Here is a 20,148-nt window from a genome sequence, read left to right as displayed (position 1 = left end):
GTGCCACTCTTAACTCTGGATGCTGTGTCGCTGGCCTATGGAATGCATCCACTGCTGGACGACGCCTCGCTGGTCATTGAGGCAGGCGAGCGGGTCTGTCTGCTCGGGCGTAACGGTGAGGGTAAATCCACCCTGCTTAAGATTGTCAGCGGCGACGTGGTGCCCGATGGCGGAGTCGTGCGGCTGGAGGACGGTGCCGTTCTGGCGGTGTTGCCTCAGAATCTGCCGACCAATGATTCCAGAACTGCCTATGAAGTTGTCGCAGGGGCGTTTCCGGAGACCGGCGAGCTGCTAGCCGAGTTCCATCAGCTGTCACAGCAGGCAGACGAAGCCGGACTCGATCGACTGATGAAAGTGCAGGAGCGTCTGGAAGCCCTGGATGGCTGGCGCCTGGATCAGAAGGTGACCACCATCCTGGGCCAGTACGGTGTAGACGCTGACCGAAGGCTGAACACTCTGTCCGGCGGCTGGCAGCGACGGGTCCTGCTGGCCCGGGCGCTGGTTGCCGATCCCGATATCCTGTTGCTGGATGAGCCCACGAACCATCTGGATGTGCCTGCCATCGCGTGGCTTGAGGAGGCTCTCGGGCAGTTTCGGGGTGCCATGTTGTTTGTCAGCCACGACCGGGCCTTTATCCGCAGTATGGCCACACGCATTGTAGAGCTGGACCGGGGTAAACTGGTGAGCTTCGCTGCCACTTACGATCGCTACCTTGATCTCAAGGAGAAGGCCCTGGAGGAAGAGGAGCGTCAAAATGCGCTGTTCGACAAGCGTCTGAAGCAGGAAGAGGCCTGGATTCGACAGGGTATCAAGGCCCGGCGGACTCGCAACATGGGGCGCGTGCGAGCACTCAAGGCCATGCGCGAGGAACATCGGCAGCGCCGCAACCGGGGCGGTACCGCCAGTTTCGCAGTAGAAGAGGCAGCCCGCTCCGGAAAGCTGGTGGTGGAGACCCGGGACGCCGGCTTCCATTATCCGGATGGAACTCCGGTGATCCGCGACATGAATCTCACCATTCTGCGTGGCGACAAGATTGGCCTGGTCGGAGAGAACGGCACTGGCAAAACCACCCTGGTTCGGCTCCTGCTGGGAGGGCTGAAACCCACTGAGGGCTCGGTGCGCCTGGGTACCAATCTGCAGGTAGCCTATTTCGACCAGCTCCGGGGTGAGTTGGATCTTGACCGGAACGCCCTTGATAACCTCTCGGAAGGGCGGGAATACATCGATATCAATGGCCAGAGCAAACACGTGCTGGGCTATCTCCAGGAATTCCTGTTCACGCCTGAGCGGGCACGTTCGCCGGTTCGGGTGTTCTCGGGCGGGGAACGGGCAAGGCTCCTGCTTGCCAAGCTGTTCAGTAAACCTGCCAATATTCTGGTGCTTGATGAGCCGACCAACGATCTCGACGTAGAAACTCTTGAGTTGCTTGAAGAGCAGCTCGCGGAATTATCCGGAACCGTGATCGTGATCAGCCACGACCGGGAATTTCTTGATAATGTAGTCACCGAAACCATCTTCCTGGACGGCTCCGGTCGGGTCCGGGAGTTTGTTGGTGGCTATACTGACTGGCGTCGACAGGGCGGCAGGTTTCCCTCGGAAGCGGGTGGCAACCGACCTGACAAGCAGGACAAGGCGCCCAGGGCGGAGAAAGTCCATGCCAATCAACAGGGTGGAGCATCCGATAAGGCCGCCGGTGGTTCCGTTAAGGAAAGCAAGGCCCGGCCAGCCAAACTCAGTTATAAACTGAAGCTGGAACTGGAGCAGCTGCCGGGCCAGATTGAGGCCCTTGAGCAGGAAGTCGCCAGCCTGCAGCAGACAATATCATCACCAGATTTTTATTCAGGCCCGCCGAATGAAGTCTCGGCCACTCTGGAGCAGTTGACGGAAACGGAGAGCCGTCTGGAGAAGGTCATCGAGCGGTGGATGGAGCTGGAAGAACAGGCAAACCAATGAACGTGAATTACAGTTTCAGTTTTAACGACGGCCGCGCCGTCGAATTCAAGGTCACCGATCAGCCTTCCACCCGGACCGGCAGCCTGCCGGCGTGGACCCGGCTGGAGCACTGTCAGTGCAGCAATTGTCCGCTCAAGGCATCGGAATCACCGCATTGTCCCGCGGCCACTGAAATTCTTCCGGTGGTGGAAGCATTCCAGGCCGAGGACGCCTATCAGAAGGTGGCCGTGAAAGTCACCGATGACCGGCGCAGCTATGCCAAGGAAACGTCCCTCGAGGAGGCGCTCCGCTCGCTGCTCGGTCTCAAGATGGCCACCAGCGGATGCCCTGTGCTGTCGGAGCTCAAGCCCATGGCCGTCCACCACCTGCCGTTTGCCAGCAGCGATGAGTTCATCATGCGCAGTGTGTCCCATTATCTGCTCCAGCAGTATTTTGCCAAGCGCAACCACCAGACGCCCGACTGGGAACTGAAGGGGCTTGTGGAGCGTAATCAGAGGCTACAGCTGGTAAACCAGGCGCTCTGGCAGCGAATTCATTCGGTCTGCAAGGGGGACAGCAACCTCAAGGCATTGCTGAATTTCTTCTCCATGGCCTCGAGCGTCAGTTTTTCCCTGGAGAGCCAGCTGCGAAAGCTGGAAGCCAAAATGAAGGGAGAGGGTAGCTGAGCCAGCTCAGCGAGGTGGCAGCCCGGGGTGAGGGACTCCCGGGCTGATGCTACAGACTGGCCAGGCTATCAGTGAATGCGCACCGCAAGCACATCGCATTCGGTGCCGTGCAACACTCCATTTGCGGTCGATCCCAGCAGCAACTGGAAGCCTTTTCTCCCATGGCTGCCGACAATCACCAGATCAACCTCCTGCTCTTTGGCCAACCGATGGATTTCCGATTCGGGGCGCCCCACAGTCACCACCTGATTTTCCTTCGCAACGCCGTACTGGTCGCCATAGGCGCTCAGTTGCTCCCGCGCGGCCTTGTCAAGCTGGTCCTGCAGTTCGGTCAGGTCCATCGGGATATCGCCGCCGTAGGCGTAGCCAACAGGTTCAACCACGTGTACCAGCATCAGGTCAGCACCATGGGCCTCGCAGACGGCCTTGGCCTTGTCGAGAACCTGTGGGGCTTCTTCTGTAAGATCAATGGCAACAAGCATTTTCTTGTAGGCAGACATCGTATCGCTCCTTCGTACACGGGCTTTTGTCTTGAGGATAGTACCTTAACTCTAATCAGAAAAGCCGGGCACCGACCTGACAGGCATCAATAATCCGGTGAAAAGGCAGTTGCGATGAGGGGGTTGGCCCGCCGCTGCAGAGGCGGGCCATAGGATGGATCAGAAAGGGTCAGGCGTTGCCCTTCAGCAGCTGGATTGTGGTGGCCAGTCCCTCGAGGATGCCTTTCGAGTACCTGTCGATCACGAAGCCAACGTTGTTTTCGTTGTAGTTGATATATGAACCCCGGATGAACTGCCACTTGGAGGTGATGTCGTCGAGGGTGGCCTTGAGCTCCGGTGAGCTCTCGCCCTGGGCAACGGACGCCAGGAGTTTGTCGAGCTCTCGGGCCTGTTCATCCAGCGGCACCTCGAGATCAGAGCCCTGGAACGTCTGCGCCACAGAAGAGTTCGTACGCACCGAGTACTTTGCCATCATCTGGGCCATTTTGACCGCGGCGGAGCGCGCTGCCTCAACCCGCGGGCTGGTCTCGGTCTGGGAGCTTTCCTGGGCAATGCGGTAAAGCTCGGTGGCCTTTTCGTTCATGGTAAGGGCCTGGTTGGCCATGTCGGATACCAGGCGGAGATCCGGGTAGCCCCGATTGCGGACATCGTTGATGTTGTCGCGCATGAGATTCTTGAACTTGTCGAATTCCTGGTTCAGGGAACTCAGTTCCTCGTCAGACAGCGCGGTGGAGTCGCTGCCCGTGAGATAGTTCATGGCGTCGTTGGCCGCGTTTATGCCCTGGACGATTTCGTTGAGGGTGTCGGTGTCACCGGTGCCGCTGAATCGATAGTAGGCGTCCAGCGCCATGTAATTGCTGACGCGGAAACTGTGCAGGTTGGAGAGGAATCCGTCGGCACCTTCCTGGGCCTGGGCGCTCATGGATGTCACTACCAGCAAAACGAGTGCGGTGATCAGCGATCGGACCCGCAGGTAAGCGTCTTTCATCGGATGGGGCTCCGTAATACGGTTTTATTATTGTGGACCAAAGTCGTAGGTCGAAGGTAAAGTAACTCCGACAGCCAATCAAGCAGTTTTGGCGCCGCCGGATCAGGCAAATGTAAAGAACTATTAAATTTGCGTGATGAAGTTCCGGTTTTCTCTCAGCACTGGCCCGCAGTGCCCTGAAATATAACAAATCCGCATCAGATTCTTCGGCTGCCCCTGGTTTTTCGGGGACTTTTGCAGCCCTTCCGAAAGAAACAAATTGACAAACGCGCTGTTTTTTTTCATCGTGTGCCCTCACGATTCAAACGACTGTATGAATTTTGGATCGAATGATCGGGCAGTGACCGAAATCTCGCTGCACAAGCAGCCGGCTCAAAGGTATTGGCGCCGGTTGTCAGCAGTTCCAAACACAGACTGGAGATCAGTTGATGATTTACGAAGGTAAAGCCATCACGGTTAAAGAGATCGAAGGCGGGATCGCACAGTTGAACTTCGACTTGCAGGGCGAGTCAGTCAACAAGTTCAACCGTCTCACCATCGAAGAGCTGGGCGCAGCGGCTGAAGCGCTCAAAGCCCAGAAGAATCTGAAGGGTCTGGTCGTCACCAGCTCCAAGGACAGCTTCATTGTCGGTGCCGATATCACCGAGTTCACCGAGCTGTTTGCCGGTTCCGAGGAAGACCTCGTTGCCAACAACCTGCGCGCCAACGAAGTCTTCAATGCCATTGAAGATCTGCCGTTCCCGACCGTAACCGCAATCAACGGCATTGCCCTGGGCGGCGGTTTCGAGATGTGCCTGGCCACGGACTACCGTGTTATGGCGCCCAAGGCCAAGGTTGGTCTGCCGGAAGTGAAGCTGGGTATCTTCCCGGGCTTCGGCGGTACCGTGCGTCTGTCGCGCCTGGTGGGTGTGGACAACGCGGTTGAGTGGATCTCCGGCGGTGCTGAAAACCGTGCCGACGCGGCCCTCAAGACCGGCGCCGTGGATGCAGTGGTTGAGAACGCCAAACTGGTTGAGTCTGCTGTTGCCATCATCAATCAGTGCAACGACGGCAAGCTGGACTACCAGGCGCGTCGCGAAGAGAAGAAAGGCAAGATCAAGCTCAACGCCATGGAAAGCATGATGGCGTTCGAGATTTCCAAGGCGTTCGTGGCCGGCAAGGCTGGCAAGAACTACCCGGCGCCGGTGGAAGCCATCAAGACCATGCAGAAGCATGCTGGCATGACCCGCGACAAGGCCCTGGAAGTAGAGGCCAAGGGCTTCGCCAAGATGGCCAAGACCAACGTGGCTGCCTGTCTGGTTGGTCTGTTCCTGAACGACCAGGCCCTCAAGAAGAAAGCCAGTGCCTGGGGTAAGGAAGCCTCTGACGTGAACCTGGCGGCTGTTCTCGGCGCCGGCATCATGGGCGGTGGTGTGGCCTTCCAGTCTGCACTGAAAGGCACCCCGATCATCATGAAGGACATCAATCAGGACGGCATCAAGCTGGGCCTGAATGAGGCCAAGAAGCTGCTGTCCAAGCGTGTTGCCAAGGGCAAGATGGACGCTGGCCAAATGGGTGACGTGCTCAACAACATCACGCCGACCCTGAACTACGGCGACTTCAAGAACGTCGATCTGGTGGTTGAAGCTGTTGTTGAAAACCCGAAGGTGAAGGACGCGGTACTGCGCGAAACCGAAGATGCGGTTCGTGAGGACACCATCCTGACCTCCAACACCTCCACCATCTCCATCAACCTTCTGGCCAAGAACCTGAAGCGTCCGGAGAACTTCTGCGGCATGCACTTCTTTAACCCGGTGCACATGATGCCCCTGGTTGAGGTTATCCGTGGCGAGAAGACCAGCGATCGCGCCATTGCTACTACCGTTGCCTACGCCAAGGCCATGGGCAAGACCCCGATCGTGGTCAACGACTGCCCGGGCTTCCTGGTTAACCGTGTTCTGTTCCCGTACTTCGGCGGTTTTGCAGCACTGGTACGCGATGGTGCCGATTTCCAGAAGATCGACAAGGTCATGGAAAAGTTCGGCTGGCCCATGGGTCCTGCCTACCTGCTGGACGTGGTTGGCATGGACACCGCCAAGCACGCCAATGAGGTGATGGCCGACGGCTTCCCCGAGCGCATGAAGGCCGACTTCAAGTCTGCCATTGACGTGATGTTCGAGAACAAGCGCTACGGTCAGAAGAACGACAAAGGCTTCTACAAGTACGAAGAAGACAAGAAGGGCAAGCCCAAGAAGGTTGTCGACGAAGAAACCTACAAGCTCATCGAGCCTGTGGTGAACGGCAAGAAGGACTTCGAAGAAGACGAGATTATCGCCCGTATGATGATCCCGCTGTGCCTGGAAACCGTTCGCTGCCTGGAAGACAACATTGTTGAAGATCCGGCCGATGCAGACATGGGCCTGATCTACGGTATCGGTTTCCCTCCGTTCCGTGGTGGTGCTCTGCGCTACATCGATGACATGGGCGTCGACAAGTTCGTCGAACTGGCAGACAAGTATGCAGATCTTGGTCCTCTGTACGCACCGACCGAGAAGCTGCGTGAAATGGCCAAGACTGGCAAGAAGTTCTTTGGCTAACCCTTACGAGATTTCCGAACGGAGAAAGATCTATGAGCCTTAATCCGAGAGACGTTGTCGTCGTCGATTGCGTGCGGACTCCGATGGGTCGTGCCAAAAACGGCTGTTTCCGCAACGTACGCGCCGAGACCCTGTCGGCCGCGCTGATTGAAGCACTGTTTGAGCGCAACCCGAAGCTCGACCCGAAAGAAGTGGAAGATGTGATCTGGGGCTGTGTGAACCAGACCAAGGAGCAGGGCTTTAACGTGGCCCGGCAGATTTCCCTGCTGACCCGTATCCCTCACGAGTCTGCAGCCCAGACCGTCAACCGTCTGTGCGGTTCCGCCATGAGCGCGATCCATACCGCTGCCCAGGCCATCATGACCGGCAACGGCGACGTATTCTTCGTGGGTGGTGTCGAGCACATGGGTCATGTGCCCATGACCGAAGGCTTCGACCACAACCCGGCTGCGTCCAAGTACTCCGCCAAGGCTTCCAACATGATGGGCCTGACCGCGGAAATGCTGGCCAAGATGCACGGTATTACCCGTGAGCAGCAGGACGAGTTCGGTGCCCGGTCCCACCGCCTGGCACATGAAGCGACCGTTGAAGGTCGCTTCAAGAACGAAATCGTGCCGATCGAAGGTCACGACGAGAACGGCTTTGTGAAGCTGATCGAAGAGGACGAGACCATTCGCCCGGAAACCACCGCTGAGTCGCTGTCCCAGCTGCGTCCGGCGTTTGATCCGAAAAACGGCACGGTTACCGCGGGTACCTCCTCGCAGCTGACCGACGGCGCTGCAGCCATGGTGCTGATGTCCGCCGAGCGTGCCGAAGCCTTGGGCCTGAAGCCGATTGCAAAGATCCGCAGCATGGCGGTTGCCGGCTGTGATCCCGCGATCATGGGCTACGGTCCGGTGCCGGCCACCAAGAAGGCGCTCAAGCGTGCAGGCCTGAAAGTCGAAGACATCGACTTTTGGGAACTGAACGAAGCCTTCGCAGGCCAGTCGCTGCCGGTTCTGAAGGACCTGAAGCTGCTGGGCGTTATGGAAGAGAAGGTAAACCTGAACGGCGGTGCGATTGCCCTGGGCCATCCGCTGGGCTGTTCCGGCGCCCGGATTTCCACAACCCTGCTGAACGTGATGCAGGCCAAAGGCGGTAAGCTTGGTGTCTCCACCATGTGTATCGGCCTTGGCCAGGGCATTGCCACCGTGTGGGAACGCCTCTGATCGGCCCTGCTGATCTGCAAGCGAATGCAAGGCCCGGCGTATGCCGGGCCTTGTTGTTTATGGCTCTGGAAAATGCGACCGGCCGCAGAAAAAGGCGGGCCATTAACAAAGAATGGGTTGTCTTGCCTATCTTGACCCTGTAAAACAGTGAGCCTATACAGAATGGCAGCCTCTGTGGTTTCCAGTTGCCTGATTTTTATGCGAGTTTACGGTTCTGGTCAGAAAACAACCGAATGATCGCCAAGGATACAGATCTCCGATATGGGTAAAAGTCTCGTTATTGTCGAGTCGCCAGCGAAAGCGAAGACCATCAACAAATACCTGGGCTCCGATTACATAGTTAAGTCCAGTGTTGGCCACATCCGTGACCTGCCGGTGAGCGGGAGCGGCAGCCAGTCTGACCCCAAGGAGCGGGCAAAGCAGGCAGCCGCCACCCGTAAGATGAGTCCCGAAGAGAAGGCCGCGCACAAGAAGCGTAAGGCGCGGGAGCAGCTGGTTGCCCGTATGGGGGTAGATCCCGACCGGGACTGGAGCGCCCGTTACGAAATTCTGCCCGGCAAGGAAAAGGTGGTCAGCGAACTCAAGCGTCTGGCCAAGTCGGCAGATCACATCTATCTGGCAACGGATTTGGACCGGGAAGGGGAGGCCATTGCCTGGCACCTTCAGCAAACCATTGGTGGCGAGCCAGACAAATACCGACGTGTGGTGTTCAACGAGATCACCAAGCGTGCCATTCAGGAAGCCTTCAAGGACCCCGGCAATCTCGACAACAACCGGGTGAACGCCCAGCAGGCCCGCCGATTCCTGGACCGGGTTGTTGGCTATATGGTATCGCCGCTGCTGTGGGCCAAGATTGCTCGCGGGCTCTCTGCTGGCCGGGTACAGTCCGTGGCCGTGCGTCTGATCGTCGAGCGTGAGCGGGAAATCCGCAAGTTTGTACCGGAAGAGTTCTGGCAGTTGCACGCTGATTTGCTGTCCGGCAAAGCCGACCAGCCGGTTCGCTTCGAGGTAACCCGCCACGGCGACAAAGCCTACCGCCCGGTCAACGAACAGCAAAGCACCGAACACGTTAATCGCCTCAAGGCCGGCGCTTTCAAGGTGGCCAAGCGTGAGGACAAGCCCACCCGCTCGCGCCCGTCAGCGCCCTTCATTACTTCAACCCTGCAGCAGGCGGCCAGCAACCGCATGGGCTTCAGTGTGAAGAAGACCATGATGCTGGCACAGCGGCTCTATGAGGCGGGTTTTATAACCTACATGCGTACCGACTCCACCAACCTGAGTCAGGACGCGGTGGCCAGTTGTCGGAGCTTTATCCAGAAACAGTTTGGCGATCGTTACCTGCCCGAGAAGCCCCGTGTCTACGGCAGCAAGGAAGGCGCCCAGGAGGCCCACGAGGCCATCCGGCCCACGGAGGTGAGTCGTCGGCCCTCCGATATTACCGGGCTGGAAAAGGATGCAGAGAAGCTCTACGACCTGATCTGGCGCCAGTTCATTGCCTGCCAGATGTCCGATGCGGAATTTCTGAGCACCTCCATTGTGGTGGCCAATGGCGACTACGAGCTGCGTACCCGGGGTCGGATCATCAAGTTCGAAGGCTTCCTGAAGGCCGCTCCCCAGGCCGCCAAGAAAGACGAGGATGTCGCGCTGCCTGATATCCAGGTGGGCGAGGTTCTCGACCTGAAGAAGCTGGACCCAAGTCAGCACTTCACCAAACCGGCGCCCCGTTATACCGAGGCCAGCCTGGTCAAGGAGCTCGAGAAGCAGGGTATTGGTCGGCCCTCCACCTACGCCTCGATCATTTCCACCATTCAGGACCGTGGCTACGTTCGTTTGCAGAATCGCCGGTTCTACGCCGAGAAGATGGGCGAGATAGTTACCGAGCGTCTGTCGGAGTCTTTCCCGAACCTGATGGATTTCGATTTCACGGCGAGGATGGAAGACGAGCTCGATGAGATCGCCGAGGGCGACGTTGACTGGAAAAAGGTGCTGAACGACTTTTACGGCCGTTTCCGACAGCAGCTGGAGAAGGCGGAGAGTCCGGAAGAAGGGGGGATGCGCGCCAATACCCCCACGGAAACCGATATTCCGTGTCCTACCTGTAGCCGAAACATGCAGATTCGGGTGGCCAGCACAGGCGTGTTCCTGGGCTGTTCCGGCTATTCGCTGCCGCCGAAAGAACGCTGCAAGACCACCATCAACCTGGTGTCCGGTGACGAGGTGGTCAGTGCCGACGACGACGTGGAAGGCGAGGGCGAGACCCGGCTATTGCGGAAGAAACGTCGCTGCCCCAAGTGCGGTACGGCCATGGACAGCTACCTGGTGGACGAGACCCGCAAGCTTCATGTCTGTGGTAACAACCCGGACTGTTCCGGTTATGAAGTGGAGAAGGGCACCTTCCGGATCAAGGGCTACGACGGCCCCACACTGGAATGCGACAAATGCGGTTCCGAGATGCAGTTGAAAACCGGCCGTTTCGGCAAGTACTTCGGCTGTACCAACGCCGAGTGCAAGAACACCCGTAAGCTGCTGAAAAACGGTGAACCTGCGCCGCCCAAGATGGATCCGGTGCCCATGCCGGAGCTGCAGTGCCAGAAGGTGGACGACACCTACGTGCTCCGGGATGGCGCCTCAGGGCTGTTCCTGGCGGCCAGCAAGTTTCCCAAGAACCGTGAGACCCGTCCGCCCCTGGTGCTGGAGATCAAACCCCATCGCAAGGAAATCGACCCGAAATACGATTACCTGATGGATGCCCCGGAGCGGGATCCGGAAGGCAATCCCACGGTGATCCGTTACAGCCGCAAGACCAAGGAACAGTACGTGATGTCGGAGAAGGACGGCAAAGCGACAGGCTGGTCGGCGTGGTATGTGAACGGGAAATGGCAGCCGAAAGAGAAGTAGCGCGACTCCTTAATTCCCCCTCTCCCCCGGCCCCTCTCCCGCGGAGGGGAGAGGGGTGCTCTAAGGTTCAGGTTTCAAGTTCCGCAGTAGCCCCTCTCCCCTGGCGGGAGAGGGGTTGGGGAGAGGGGGGCGTTACCACCATTCTCTCCTAGCGAAACTTCCGCAGCCGCTGTATCAGCGACGACGTATCCCATCGATTCCCACCCATGGACTGCACGTCCGCGTAAAACTGGTCCACGAGGGCCGTCACCGGCAGCGAGGCATTGATCTTCCGGGCCTCGTCGAGGCAAAAACCGAGATCCTTGCGCATCCAGTCCACCGCAAAGCCGTGATTGAACTCGCCGGCAATCATGGTTCCCGAACGGTTTTCCATCTGCCAGGACTGGGCAGCGCCCTTGGAAATCACTTCCACCACTTTCTCAACGTCCATACCTGCCTGTTCGGCGAAGTGCAGGGCCTCTGACAGCCCCTGAACCAGGCCGGCAATGGCAATCTGGTTCACCATCTTGGTTTTCTGTCCGCTACCCACGGGGCCCATCAGGGTGACGGCCCGGCCATAGTTGTCCATCACCGGGCAGGCCTTGGCAAAAGCCGACTCGGGTCCGCCGCACATGACGGTGAGCTTGCCGTTCTCGGCGCCTTGCTGGCCACCCGACACCGGAGCATCGATGAAGGCCTGGTTTCGTTCCGCGGCCGCCGCAGAGAGGCACTCGGCGATACCAGCGGAGGCTGTGGTGTGGTCAACGAGAATGGCGCCCTCAGGGGCCTTGGCAATAATGCCGTCGTCGCCCTGGAAGACTTCGACCAGATCCTTGTCTGCGCCCACGCAGGTCATGACAAATTCCGCACCCTGAACGGCCTCGGCGATAGTTTTGCAGGCCGTACCCTGGTATTCGCTGGCCCATTGCTCGGCCTTTGAGGCGGTGCGGTTCCATACGCGCACCTGGTAGCCCGCCTTCGCCAGGTGGCCTGCCATCGGGTAGCCCATAACGCCCAGGCCAATGAAGGATACTGTCGTTGTCATAGTGATCTCCGCCTGCTGTAAGTTGCTGATTATGATTGGTTGTGAACAGGATCGTATAACAGGAAACAGGCAAGAGCATACCGCAGATCCGGCGCTCGTGCTTTTTCGATTGATGATCAGGCGCCGAAAAAAGAAAAGGCCGCTGGTCTCAGCGGCCTTTTCTGTTCAACCGGGTGTGCCGTTAAGGCAATCAGCTCTTCGGGTAGTCCCGCTTGTCTGAACCGGTGTACAGCTGGCGCGGACGCCCGATGCGGTAGTTGCCGCTGACCATTTCGTTCCAGTGGGAGAACCAGCCAATGGTGCGGGCCATCGCGAAGATGACTGTGAACATGGAGGTCGGGATGCCGATCGCCTTGAGGATGATGCCTGAGTAGAAGTCGACGTTCGGGTACAGCTTGCGCTCCACGAAATATTCGTCTTCCAGGGCGATCTTCTCCAGGCGCTGGGCGATCTTGAGCAGCGGATCGTTTTCCAGGCCCAGTTCCTGCAGCACTTCGTGGGCAGTCTCGCGCATCACCTTGGCACGCGGATCGAAGTTCTTGTAAACGCGGTGACCAAAGCCCATCAGACGGAACGGGTCGTCCTTGTCCTTGGCCTTGGCGATGAACTTCTCGATATTGGCTTCGTCGCCGATTTCCGCGAGCATGTCCAGAACGGCTTCGTTGGCGCCGCCGTGTGCCGGGCCCCAGAGGGCGGCAATGCCAGAGGCGATACACGCGTACGGGTTGGCGCCGGTGGAGCCAGCCAGGCGTACGGTGGAGGTAGACGCATTCTGCTCGTGATCCGCGTGCAGAATGAAGATCTTGTCCATGGCCTTGGCCAGGATCGGGTTCGGCTTGTACTCCTCGCAGGGCACGCCAAACATCATCTGCAGGAAGTTCTCTGAGTAGGACAGGTCATTGCGAGGATACATGAACGGCTGACCCAGGCTGTACTTGTAACACCAGGCCGCAATGGTCGGCATCTTGGCGATCAGGCGATGCGCCGTGATCTGGCGCTGGGTTTCGTCGGTTACGTCCATCTGGTCGTGGTAGAACGCAGACAGGGCACCCACCACGCCGCACATGATGGCCATCGGGTGCGCATCACGGCGGAAGCCGTTGAAGAAATTGCGCATCTGGTCATGCAGCATGGTGTGGTTTTTAATGGTTTCGTGGAACTTGCGGTTTTCCTCGGCGCTAGGCAGCTCGCCGTTCAGCAGCAGATAACAGACTTCGAGGTAGTCGGAGTGGTCGGCCAGCTGGTCAATAGGGTAGCCGCGGTGAAGGAGAACGCCGTTTGCGCCGTCGATGTAGGTGATGGCTGATTCGCAGGCGGCCGTGGAAACGAATCCCGGATCGTAGGTGAATACGCCTTCCTGGACCAGGCCTCGTACGTCAATAACGTCAGGGCCGACGGTGCCGGAATAGATCGGTAGCTCAATGGACTTTTCCCCCACCGAGAGCGTGGCTTTCCTGTCGGTCATGGTGCTCTCCTATTTATCAGCTTTGACAGCTTTATCTACATGGTTATAGATGCGCATAAAGTCTGGGCCGTTCCCGCTGCGCAGACTTATGGAAGGCGCGTATTATCGCAAAACTGGCGGCAAAATATAGGGCGTTGGCTTTTTTTGTCAATGGAAGGGGCGGGAAAAGTCAGAATTTGACATTGGCTGTAAATGAGGGATATCACCAATAACGCACCCTGCGGGTATCAAAAGGGTTTGTCAATCATCCTTATAGCTGGCTTAACCCTCTGAAATACCCGGCCCGTGCGGCCTTGCAGGTTTGTAATTGCTTAGCCTACTCCTTATAATCCGTAGCCCGGAAATGGGGGGAACGTCCGGTCTCAACCTGTCTATAGCGGGTTTCCGGTAAGCCTTGCACCCTTCCGAGCCAATCATGCGTCGGTCCTGTGTCGTCGTACTGATCCTTACATACCAACCATCCGCACCCGGTTTTCCGGTCCCGCGGAACCAAGAGAGAGTGTGAGAGCGCTGTGAATAGCAAACGACCAGTAAATCTCGATCTCGGCAAGTTTCATTTTCCGCTGCCAGCCATTACGTCCATATTGCACCGTATCAGCGGCATCATCATTTTTGTTGGTGTTGCGTTCCTGCTTTACGGGCTTCAGCTTTCCCTTTCCGGGGAAGAGGGCTTCAGCCGTGTGAGTGAACTGCTGGACAGCTTCCTTGCCAAGCTGATTATCTGGGGCATCTTGTCTGCTCTGCTTTACCACCTGGTGGCCGGTATCAAGCACCTGTTAATGGATATGGGCATCGGTGAAGAGCTCGAGAGCGGCCGCCTCGCCTCCAAGATCACGATTGTGGTTTCCGTCATTCTCATCGTTCTGGCAGGAGTCTGGGTATGGTAAACAGCGTCACGAACCTGGGTCGCAGCGGTGTCTACGACTGGCTGATCCAGCGGGTAACGGCCTACGTACTTGCTTTGTATACAATTTTTCTTCTTGGTTTCCTGTTGACCTCGGACGTCAACTACGACACCTGGAATGCTTTGTTCAACCAGACCTGGTTCCGCATCTTCACCCTCATGGCACTGCTTTCCATTGGCGCTCACGCCTGGGTGGGGCTCTGGACGGTAACCACTGACTACATCAAGGTCATGGGTCCGAGGTTCGTCGTTCAGGCGGCGTGTGGGCTGACCATGTTCGTCTATGTGGTCTGGGGCATTCAGATTCTTTGGGGGCTTTAATCGATGGCAAATATCAAGACCATGTCCTTTGACGCGATCGTGATCGGCGGCGGCGGTGCCGGTATGCGTGCTGCCCTCCAGTTGACCGAGTCCGGCGTTGATACTGCGTGTATCACCAAGGTTTTCCCGACGCGCTCTCACACCGTTTCCGCCCAAGGCGGTATCACCTGCGCGATTGCCAGTGCCGACCCGAACGATGACTGGCGCTGGCACATGTATGACACCGTCAAGGGGTCAGATTACATTGGTGACCAGGACGCCATCGAGTACATGTGTTCCGTTGGTCCGCAAGCCGTGTTCGAGCTGGAGCACATGGGTCTGCCGTTCTCCCGTACCGAGCAGGGCCGCATCTACCAGCGTCCGTTTGGTGGCCAGTCCAAGGATTACGGTAAGGGTGGTCAGGCTGCCCGTACCTGTGCCGCTGCCGACCGTACCGGTCACGCTCTGCTGCACACCCTGTACCAGGCCAACCTCAAGGGTGGCACCACTTTCCTGAACGAGTGGTACGCGGTGGATCTGGTGAAGAACAACAAAGACGAAGTGGTCGGTGTTGTTGCCATCGAGATCGAAACCGGCGAAGTCGCCTACATCAAGTCAAAGGCGACCGTCCTGGCCACCGGTGGTGCTGGCCGGATCTACGCCTCCACCACCAACGCCCTGATCAACACCGGCGACGGCATCGGCATGGCCCTGCGTGCCGGCTTCCCGGTACAGGACATGGAAATGTGGCAGTTCCACCCGACCGGTATTCACGGTGCGGGCACCCTGGTGACCGAAGGCTGTCGGGGTGAGGGCGGTTACCTGATCAACTCCGAGGGTGAGCGTTTCATGGAGCGCTACGCGCCGAACGCCAAGGACCTCGCTGGGCGCGACGTGGTTGCACGTTCCATGGTGATCGAGATCCTGGAGGGTCGTGGTTGTGGTCCGGACAAGGATCACGTGCTGCTGAAGCTGGATCACCTTGGCGAGGAAACCCTGAATCTGCGTCTGCCCGGTATCTGTGAGCTGTCGCGCACCTTTGCGCACGTGGATCCGGTAAAAGAGCCGATCCCGGTTGTGCCGACCTGCCATTACATGATGGGCGGTATTCCCACCAACGTGGGTGGCCAGGCCCTGACCCAGGATGAAAACGGTAACGACAAGCCGATCCCCGGCCTGTTCGCCTGTGGCGAAGCCGCCTGCGTATCGGTACACGGCGCCAACCGTCTGGGCGGCAACTCGCTGCTTGACCTGGTGGTCTTCGGCCGCGCGGCTGGTCTGCACATCGAGGAGCAGCTGCGTGGTGGCTTCGAGGTAGACGGCGCCAGCGAAGACGACATCAAGCGTGCCATGGCGCGTCTTGACCGTCTCAACAGTGCCTCTGAAGGTGAAAGCGTTGCCGAGGTCCGCAAGGATCTCCAGAACTGCATGCAGCTGTACTTCGGCGTTTTCCGTGACGGCAAGAGCATGGAAGAGGGCCTCAAGAAGCTGGAAGCCATTGGTGAGCGCGTTCGCAAGACCAAACTGGCCGACACCAGCAGCGCCTTCAACACGGCACGGATTGAAGCGCTGGAGCTTGATAACCTGTACGAAGTGGCCCTGGCCACTGCTGTGTCCGCCTTCGAGCGCAAGGAAAGTCGCGGTGCTCACGCCCGTAACGACTTTACCGAGCGTGACGATGAAAACTGGCTGAAGCACTCCATGTACTTCCCGCTCGACAAGCGTGTTGGCAAGCGTGATGTAAACTTCGCGCCGAAGACCGTGGACAAGTTTGAGCCGAAGATTCGGACTTACTAAGGGGGACGCCGAAAATGTTAGTAAGCCTTTATCGTTACAACCCGGAAACCGACAACGCGCCCTATATGCAGGACGTGGACCTGGAGCTTCCGGAAGGCAAGGATCTGATGGTTCTGGATGTCCTGAACCTGATCAAGGAGCGCGATCCTTCCATGGCCTACCGCCGTTCCTGTCGTGAAGGCGTGTGTGGGTCCGACGGCATGAACATGAACGGCAAGAACGGCCTGGCGTGCATCACGCCGGTGTCGCAGGTTGTGAAGAACAACAAGCTGGTTCTGCGTCCTCTGCCGGGCCTGCCGGTCATCCGTGACCTGGTGGTCGACATGAGCCTCTTCTACAAGCAGTACGAGAAGGTCATGCCGTACCTCGTCAACGACAAGCCGGCACCGGCCATCGAGCGGCTGCAGTCGCCCGAGGACCGGGAAAAGCTTGACGGCCTGTACGAGTGCATCCTGTGCGCCTGTTGCTCTACCTCCTGCCCGTCGTTCTGGTGGAATCCGGACAAGTTTGTGGGGCCTGCCGGCCTGCTGCAGGCTTACCGGTTCCTCGCGGACAGCCGCGATACCGCCCAGGAAGAGCGTCTGGCCAACCTGGACGACCCGTTCAGCGTGTTCCGCTGCCGGGGCATCATGAACTGTGTCAGTGTCTGCCCGAAAGGCCTGAACCCCACAAGGGCTATCGGCCACATCCGGAATCTTCTGCTGCAACGGGCTACTTGAGCAGCAGGATTGACGACAGACGCTATACTGTTCTGACCAGAGTTGTACCCGGAAGGCCCCGCAAATTGCGGGGTCTTCAACGAAAGGCTTATAGTCAAAAGTCTTACCCGGGTGCACACTACGCAAGCCGTGGCGGGAACTTATAAAGTTTTCACCCAGTTTGCTGAGCACAAAAAACCACCGGGGAAAGGAAAACATCCAATGTCGGGTGTGGTGGCCAAAGTCGATCCCGTAAAAACCCGTATTGACTGAGATATACCCCTGGCCGACCATATCTGGCTCCCCGCACCAGCCCAAGGTGAGCTATTCAAGATGCACGAAAGCATAATGGAGCAGTTATGGCAGACTTCCCACCTGCAGGGTGGAAATCTGGCCTATGTTGAACAGCTTTTCGAAACCTACCTGACCGACCCGAACGCCGTACCTGAAGAGTGGCGCAGCTATTTCGACAAACTCCCCAGTGTCGATGGCTACCACGGCCGCGATATTGTCCACTCTTCCATCCGCGAACAATTCGAACACATTTCCCGCAACCAACGTTTCCTCGCCAGCGGCGTCCCTGCCAGCGTCACCTCCGACGCGGATAAAAAGCAGATTCGCGTTCTCCAGCTGATCAACGCGTACCGTTTCCGCGGGCATCAGGAAGCGAAGCTGGATCCGCTGGGTGTCTGGCAGCGTCCACAGGTTGAAGATCTGGATCCGTCGTTCCACGAGCTTTCGTCCTCCGATTACGACCTCGAATTCCAGACCGGGTCACTGAATTTCGGTTCCGAGACCATGAAGCTCGGGGACATCGTTTCGGGCCTGCGTCAGACCTATTGCGAGAGCATCGGCGCTGAATACATGCACGTGGTGGATACCCGCATCAAGCGCTGGTTCCAGCAGCGCATGGAGCCCGTGCGTTCGCGCCCCGAGTACGAGCCTGCCACCCGCAAGCACATCCTTGAGCGTCTGACTGCCGCTGAAGGTCTCGAGAAATACCTCGGCTCCCGTTACCCGGGTGTCAAGCGGTTTGGCCTGGAAGGGGGCGAGAGCCTGATCCCGTGTCTGGACGAGCTGATCCAGCGGGCGGGTTCCTATGGCGCGAAAGAAATCGTTCTGGGCATGGCGCACCGTGGCCGACTGAACGTGCTGGTCAACACCCTTGGCAAAAATCCCCGGGAGCTCTTCGACGAGTTTGAAGGCAAGAAGCTGGCGGATTCCGGCTCCGGTGACGTGAAATACCACCAGGGCTTCTCGTCCAACGTAATGACCCCGGGCGGAGAAGTGCATCTGGCCATGGCGTTCAACCCGTCGCACCTGGAGATCGTATCGCCGGTGGTCGAGGGCTCGGTTCGCGCCCGTCAGACCCGCCGTAACGACGAGGACGGCAGCAAGGTGGTGCCGATCATCATGCACGGTGACGCGGCCTTTGCCGGTCAGGGCGTGGTGATGGAAACCTTCCAGATGTCCCAGACCAGGGGCTTCGGTGTGGGCGGTACCATCCATATCGTGATCAACAACCAGGTCGGCTTTACCACCAGCAAGCAGGAAGATGCCCGGTCTACCGAGTACTGCACCGATGTGGCAAAGATGGTTCAGGCGCCGATCCTGCACGTGAACGCCGACGATCCGGAAGCGGTGATGTTCGTGACCCAGATGGCCATGGATTACCGCAACGAGTTCAAGAACGACGTGGTGATCGATCTGGTCTGCTACCGTCGTCGTGGTCACAACGAGGCGGACGAGCCGGCGGCAACCCAGCCGGTCATGTACGACAAGATTCGCAAGCTCAAGACCACCCGCAACCTGTACGTGGATCAGTTGGTTGAAGCCGGTGTGATCACCGAGGAAGAAGCCAAGCAGATGGAGAACGACTACCGTGACGCGCTCGACAACGGCGATCATGTGGTCAAGTCCCTGGTCAAGGAGCCCAACAAGGAACTCTACGTTGACTGGACTCCCTACCTGGGTCACGAATGGACGGCTAAGTGCAAGTCCAGCGTGGCACTGAAGACTATCCAGAAGCTCGGTAAAAAGCTGACCTCGGTTCCAGAAGGGTTCAGTATCCAGCGCCAGGTTGCGAAGATTGTCTCTGACCGCGAGAAGATGACCGCCGGCGCCCTGCCCATTAACTGGGGCTACGGTGAAGTGATGGCCTACGCCACACTGCTCAACGAGGGCCACCCGATCCGGATTACCGGCCAGGACGTGGGCCGTGGCACCTTCTCGCATCGCCACGCGGTACTGCACAACCAGAAGGACGGTTCCACCCACATCGCCCTCGAGCAGATTGCCGACGACCAGCCGAAGTTCGAGATCTACGACTCGCTGCTCTCGGAAGAGGCGGTCATGGCCTTTGAGTATGGCTACGCAACGACCTCTCCGAGCGGTCTGGTGGTCTGGGAAGCCCAGTTTGGTGACTTTGCCAATGGCGCCCAGGTGGTCATCGACCAGTTCCTGACCAGTGGCGAACACAAGTGGGGCCGCCTGTGCGGGCTGACCCTGCTGCTGCCGCACGGCTACGAAGGGCAGGGGCCGGAGCACAGTTCCGCGCGTCTCGAGCGGTTCCTGCAACTGTGTGCCGAACACAACATCCAGGTCTGCGTGCCTACCACGCCGTCCCAGGTGTTCCACATGCTCCGTCGTCAGGTCAAGCGTCCGCTGCGCAAGCCGCTGGTGGCCATTACCCCCAAGAGCCTCCTGCGGCACAAGGAAGCCACGTCGGATCTGGACGATCTGACCACCGGCACCTTCAAGACCGTTCTGCCAGAGAAAGAGCCGTCGGATCCCAAGAAGGTCACCCGCCTGATCCTGTGCTCTGGCAAGGTGTACTTTGATCTCCTGGAAAAGAAAAAGTCCGATGAACGCGACGACGTTGCGATTGTCCGGATCGAGCAGCTGTACCCGTTCCCGGCCGACGATCTGGATGAGCTTCTGAGCCATTACTCCAAGCTCAAGCACGTGGTCTGGTGCCAGGAAGAGCCGATGAACCAGGGTGCCTGGTACTGCAGTCAGCATCATATGCGCAACGCACTGCATCGCCTGAACCCGAAGCTGTACCTTCAGTACGCCGGTCGTGACGCTTCTGCTGCTCCCGCCTGTGGCCATATGTCGGTCCACATTGAAGAGCAGAAGAAACTGGTTAACGACGCGTTTGAAATTTGACGAG

Annotated in this window: 14 protein-coding genes; 10 read left to right on the top strand and 4 right to left on the bottom strand. The window is 58.4% G+C overall.

All coding sequences use genetic code 11. The features are described from left to right. On the top strand, positions 1-1,953 hold the full coding sequence (locus tag ACFC20_RS00775; RefSeq protein ID WP_375191349.1) for an ATP-binding cassette domain-containing protein: 1,953 nt from the start codon (positions 1-3) through the stop codon (positions 1,951-1,953). Beyond that, a complete protein-coding gene (locus ACFC20_RS00770) occupies positions 1,950-2,618 on the top strand; it encodes a hypothetical protein (protein WP_375191348.1) in 669 nt (222 codons plus the stop codon). Before ACFC20_RS00775 ends, ACFC20_RS00770 begins: the two co-directional genes overlap by 4 nt. A 68-nt stretch (positions 2,619-2,686) precedes the next feature. Here ACFC20_RS00770 and ACFC20_RS00765 read toward each other — a convergent pair whose 3' ends face one another. Then, on the bottom strand, positions 2,687-3,118 hold the full coding sequence (locus ACFC20_RS00765; protein WP_091984937.1) for a universal stress protein: 432 nt from the start codon (positions 3,116-3,118) through the stop codon (positions 2,687-2,689). Positions 3,119-3,287: 169 nt separating this feature from the next. Next, positions 3,288-4,106 carry a hypothetical protein gene (locus ACFC20_RS00760; protein WP_375191347.1) on the bottom strand — a complete coding sequence of 273 codons (819 nt, stop codon included), beginning with the start codon at positions 4,104-4,106 and terminating at the stop codon, positions 3,288-3,290. 428 nt (positions 4,107-4,534) lie between these two features. On the opposite strand from ACFC20_RS00760, the gene fadB reads away from it, so the two are divergent. The 3 genes from fadB (at position 4,535) to topA (ending at position 10,788) form a co-directional block, all read left to right on the top strand. After that, the gene (fadB, locus tag ACFC20_RS00755) at positions 4,535-6,682 is read left to right on the top strand and encodes a fatty acid oxidation complex subunit alpha FadB (protein ID WP_091984942.1); all 2,148 of its coding nucleotides are present in this window, start codon (positions 4,535-4,537) and stop codon (positions 6,680-6,682) included. Between the two features lie 32 nt (positions 6,683-6,714). Beyond that, a complete protein-coding gene (gene fadA, locus ACFC20_RS00750; protein ID WP_091984945.1) occupies positions 6,715-7,890 on the top strand; it encodes an acetyl-CoA C-acyltransferase FadA in 1,176 nt (391 codons plus the stop codon). 261 nt (positions 7,891-8,151) lie between these two features. Continuing rightward, positions 8,152-10,788 (top strand): type I DNA topoisomerase, encoded by a 2,637-nt coding sequence (topA, locus tag ACFC20_RS00745; protein ID WP_375191346.1) that lies wholly within the window; start codon positions 8,152-8,154, stop codon positions 10,786-10,788. Between the two features lie 148 nt (positions 10,789-10,936). Here topA and ACFC20_RS00740 read toward each other — a convergent pair whose 3' ends face one another. Beyond that, positions 10,937-11,812 (bottom strand): NAD(P)-dependent oxidoreductase, encoded by an 876-nt coding sequence (locus tag ACFC20_RS00740; RefSeq protein WP_375191345.1) that lies wholly within the window; start codon positions 11,810-11,812, stop codon positions 10,937-10,939. A gap of 190 nt (positions 11,813-12,002) precedes the next feature. Then, entirely contained in the window at positions 12,003-13,277 is a 1,275-nt protein-coding gene (gene gltA / locus ACFC20_RS00735; RefSeq protein ID WP_375191344.1) for a citrate synthase, read from the bottom strand. A gap of 512 nt (positions 13,278-13,789) precedes the next feature. Between gltA and sdhC the strand changes: the two genes are divergently transcribed. The 5 genes from sdhC to ACFC20_RS00710 all read left to right on the top strand — a co-directional run bounded on the left by sdhC (position 13,790) and on the right by ACFC20_RS00710 (position 20,144). Continuing rightward, on the top strand, positions 13,790-14,164 hold the full coding sequence (gene sdhC / locus ACFC20_RS00730; protein WP_375191343.1) for a succinate dehydrogenase, cytochrome b556 subunit: 375 nt from the start codon (positions 13,790-13,792) through the stop codon (positions 14,162-14,164). Next, a complete protein-coding gene (gene sdhD, locus ACFC20_RS00725; protein ID WP_375191342.1) occupies positions 14,158-14,502 on the top strand; it encodes a succinate dehydrogenase, hydrophobic membrane anchor protein in 345 nt (114 codons plus the stop codon). The genes sdhC and sdhD overlap by 7 nt, the downstream gene beginning before the upstream one ends. A 3-nt stretch (positions 14,503-14,505) precedes the next feature. Next, complete coding sequence (gene sdhA / locus ACFC20_RS00720; RefSeq protein WP_375191341.1) at positions 14,506-16,278, top strand: succinate dehydrogenase flavoprotein subunit; 1,773 nt, start codon at positions 14,506-14,508, stop codon at positions 16,276-16,278. 14 nt (positions 16,279-16,292) lie between these two features. After that, on the top strand, positions 16,293-16,997 hold the full coding sequence (locus tag ACFC20_RS00715) for a succinate dehydrogenase iron-sulfur subunit (protein ID WP_091984965.1): 705 nt from the start codon (positions 16,293-16,295) through the stop codon (positions 16,995-16,997). A gap of 312 nt (positions 16,998-17,309) precedes the next feature. After that, complete coding sequence (locus ACFC20_RS00710; protein ID WP_375191340.1) at positions 17,310-20,144, top strand: 2-oxoglutarate dehydrogenase E1 component; 2,835 nt, start codon at positions 17,310-17,312, stop codon at positions 20,142-20,144. Positions 20,145-20,148 lie beyond the last annotated feature (4 nt).

Origin of the sequence: Marinobacter sp., from assembly GCF_041984545.1 — a bacterium.
Taxonomy (GTDB): Bacteria; Pseudomonadota; Gammaproteobacteria; order Pseudomonadales; family Oleiphilaceae; genus Marinobacter.
This window is presented reverse-complemented; position numbering and strand designations above follow the sequence as displayed.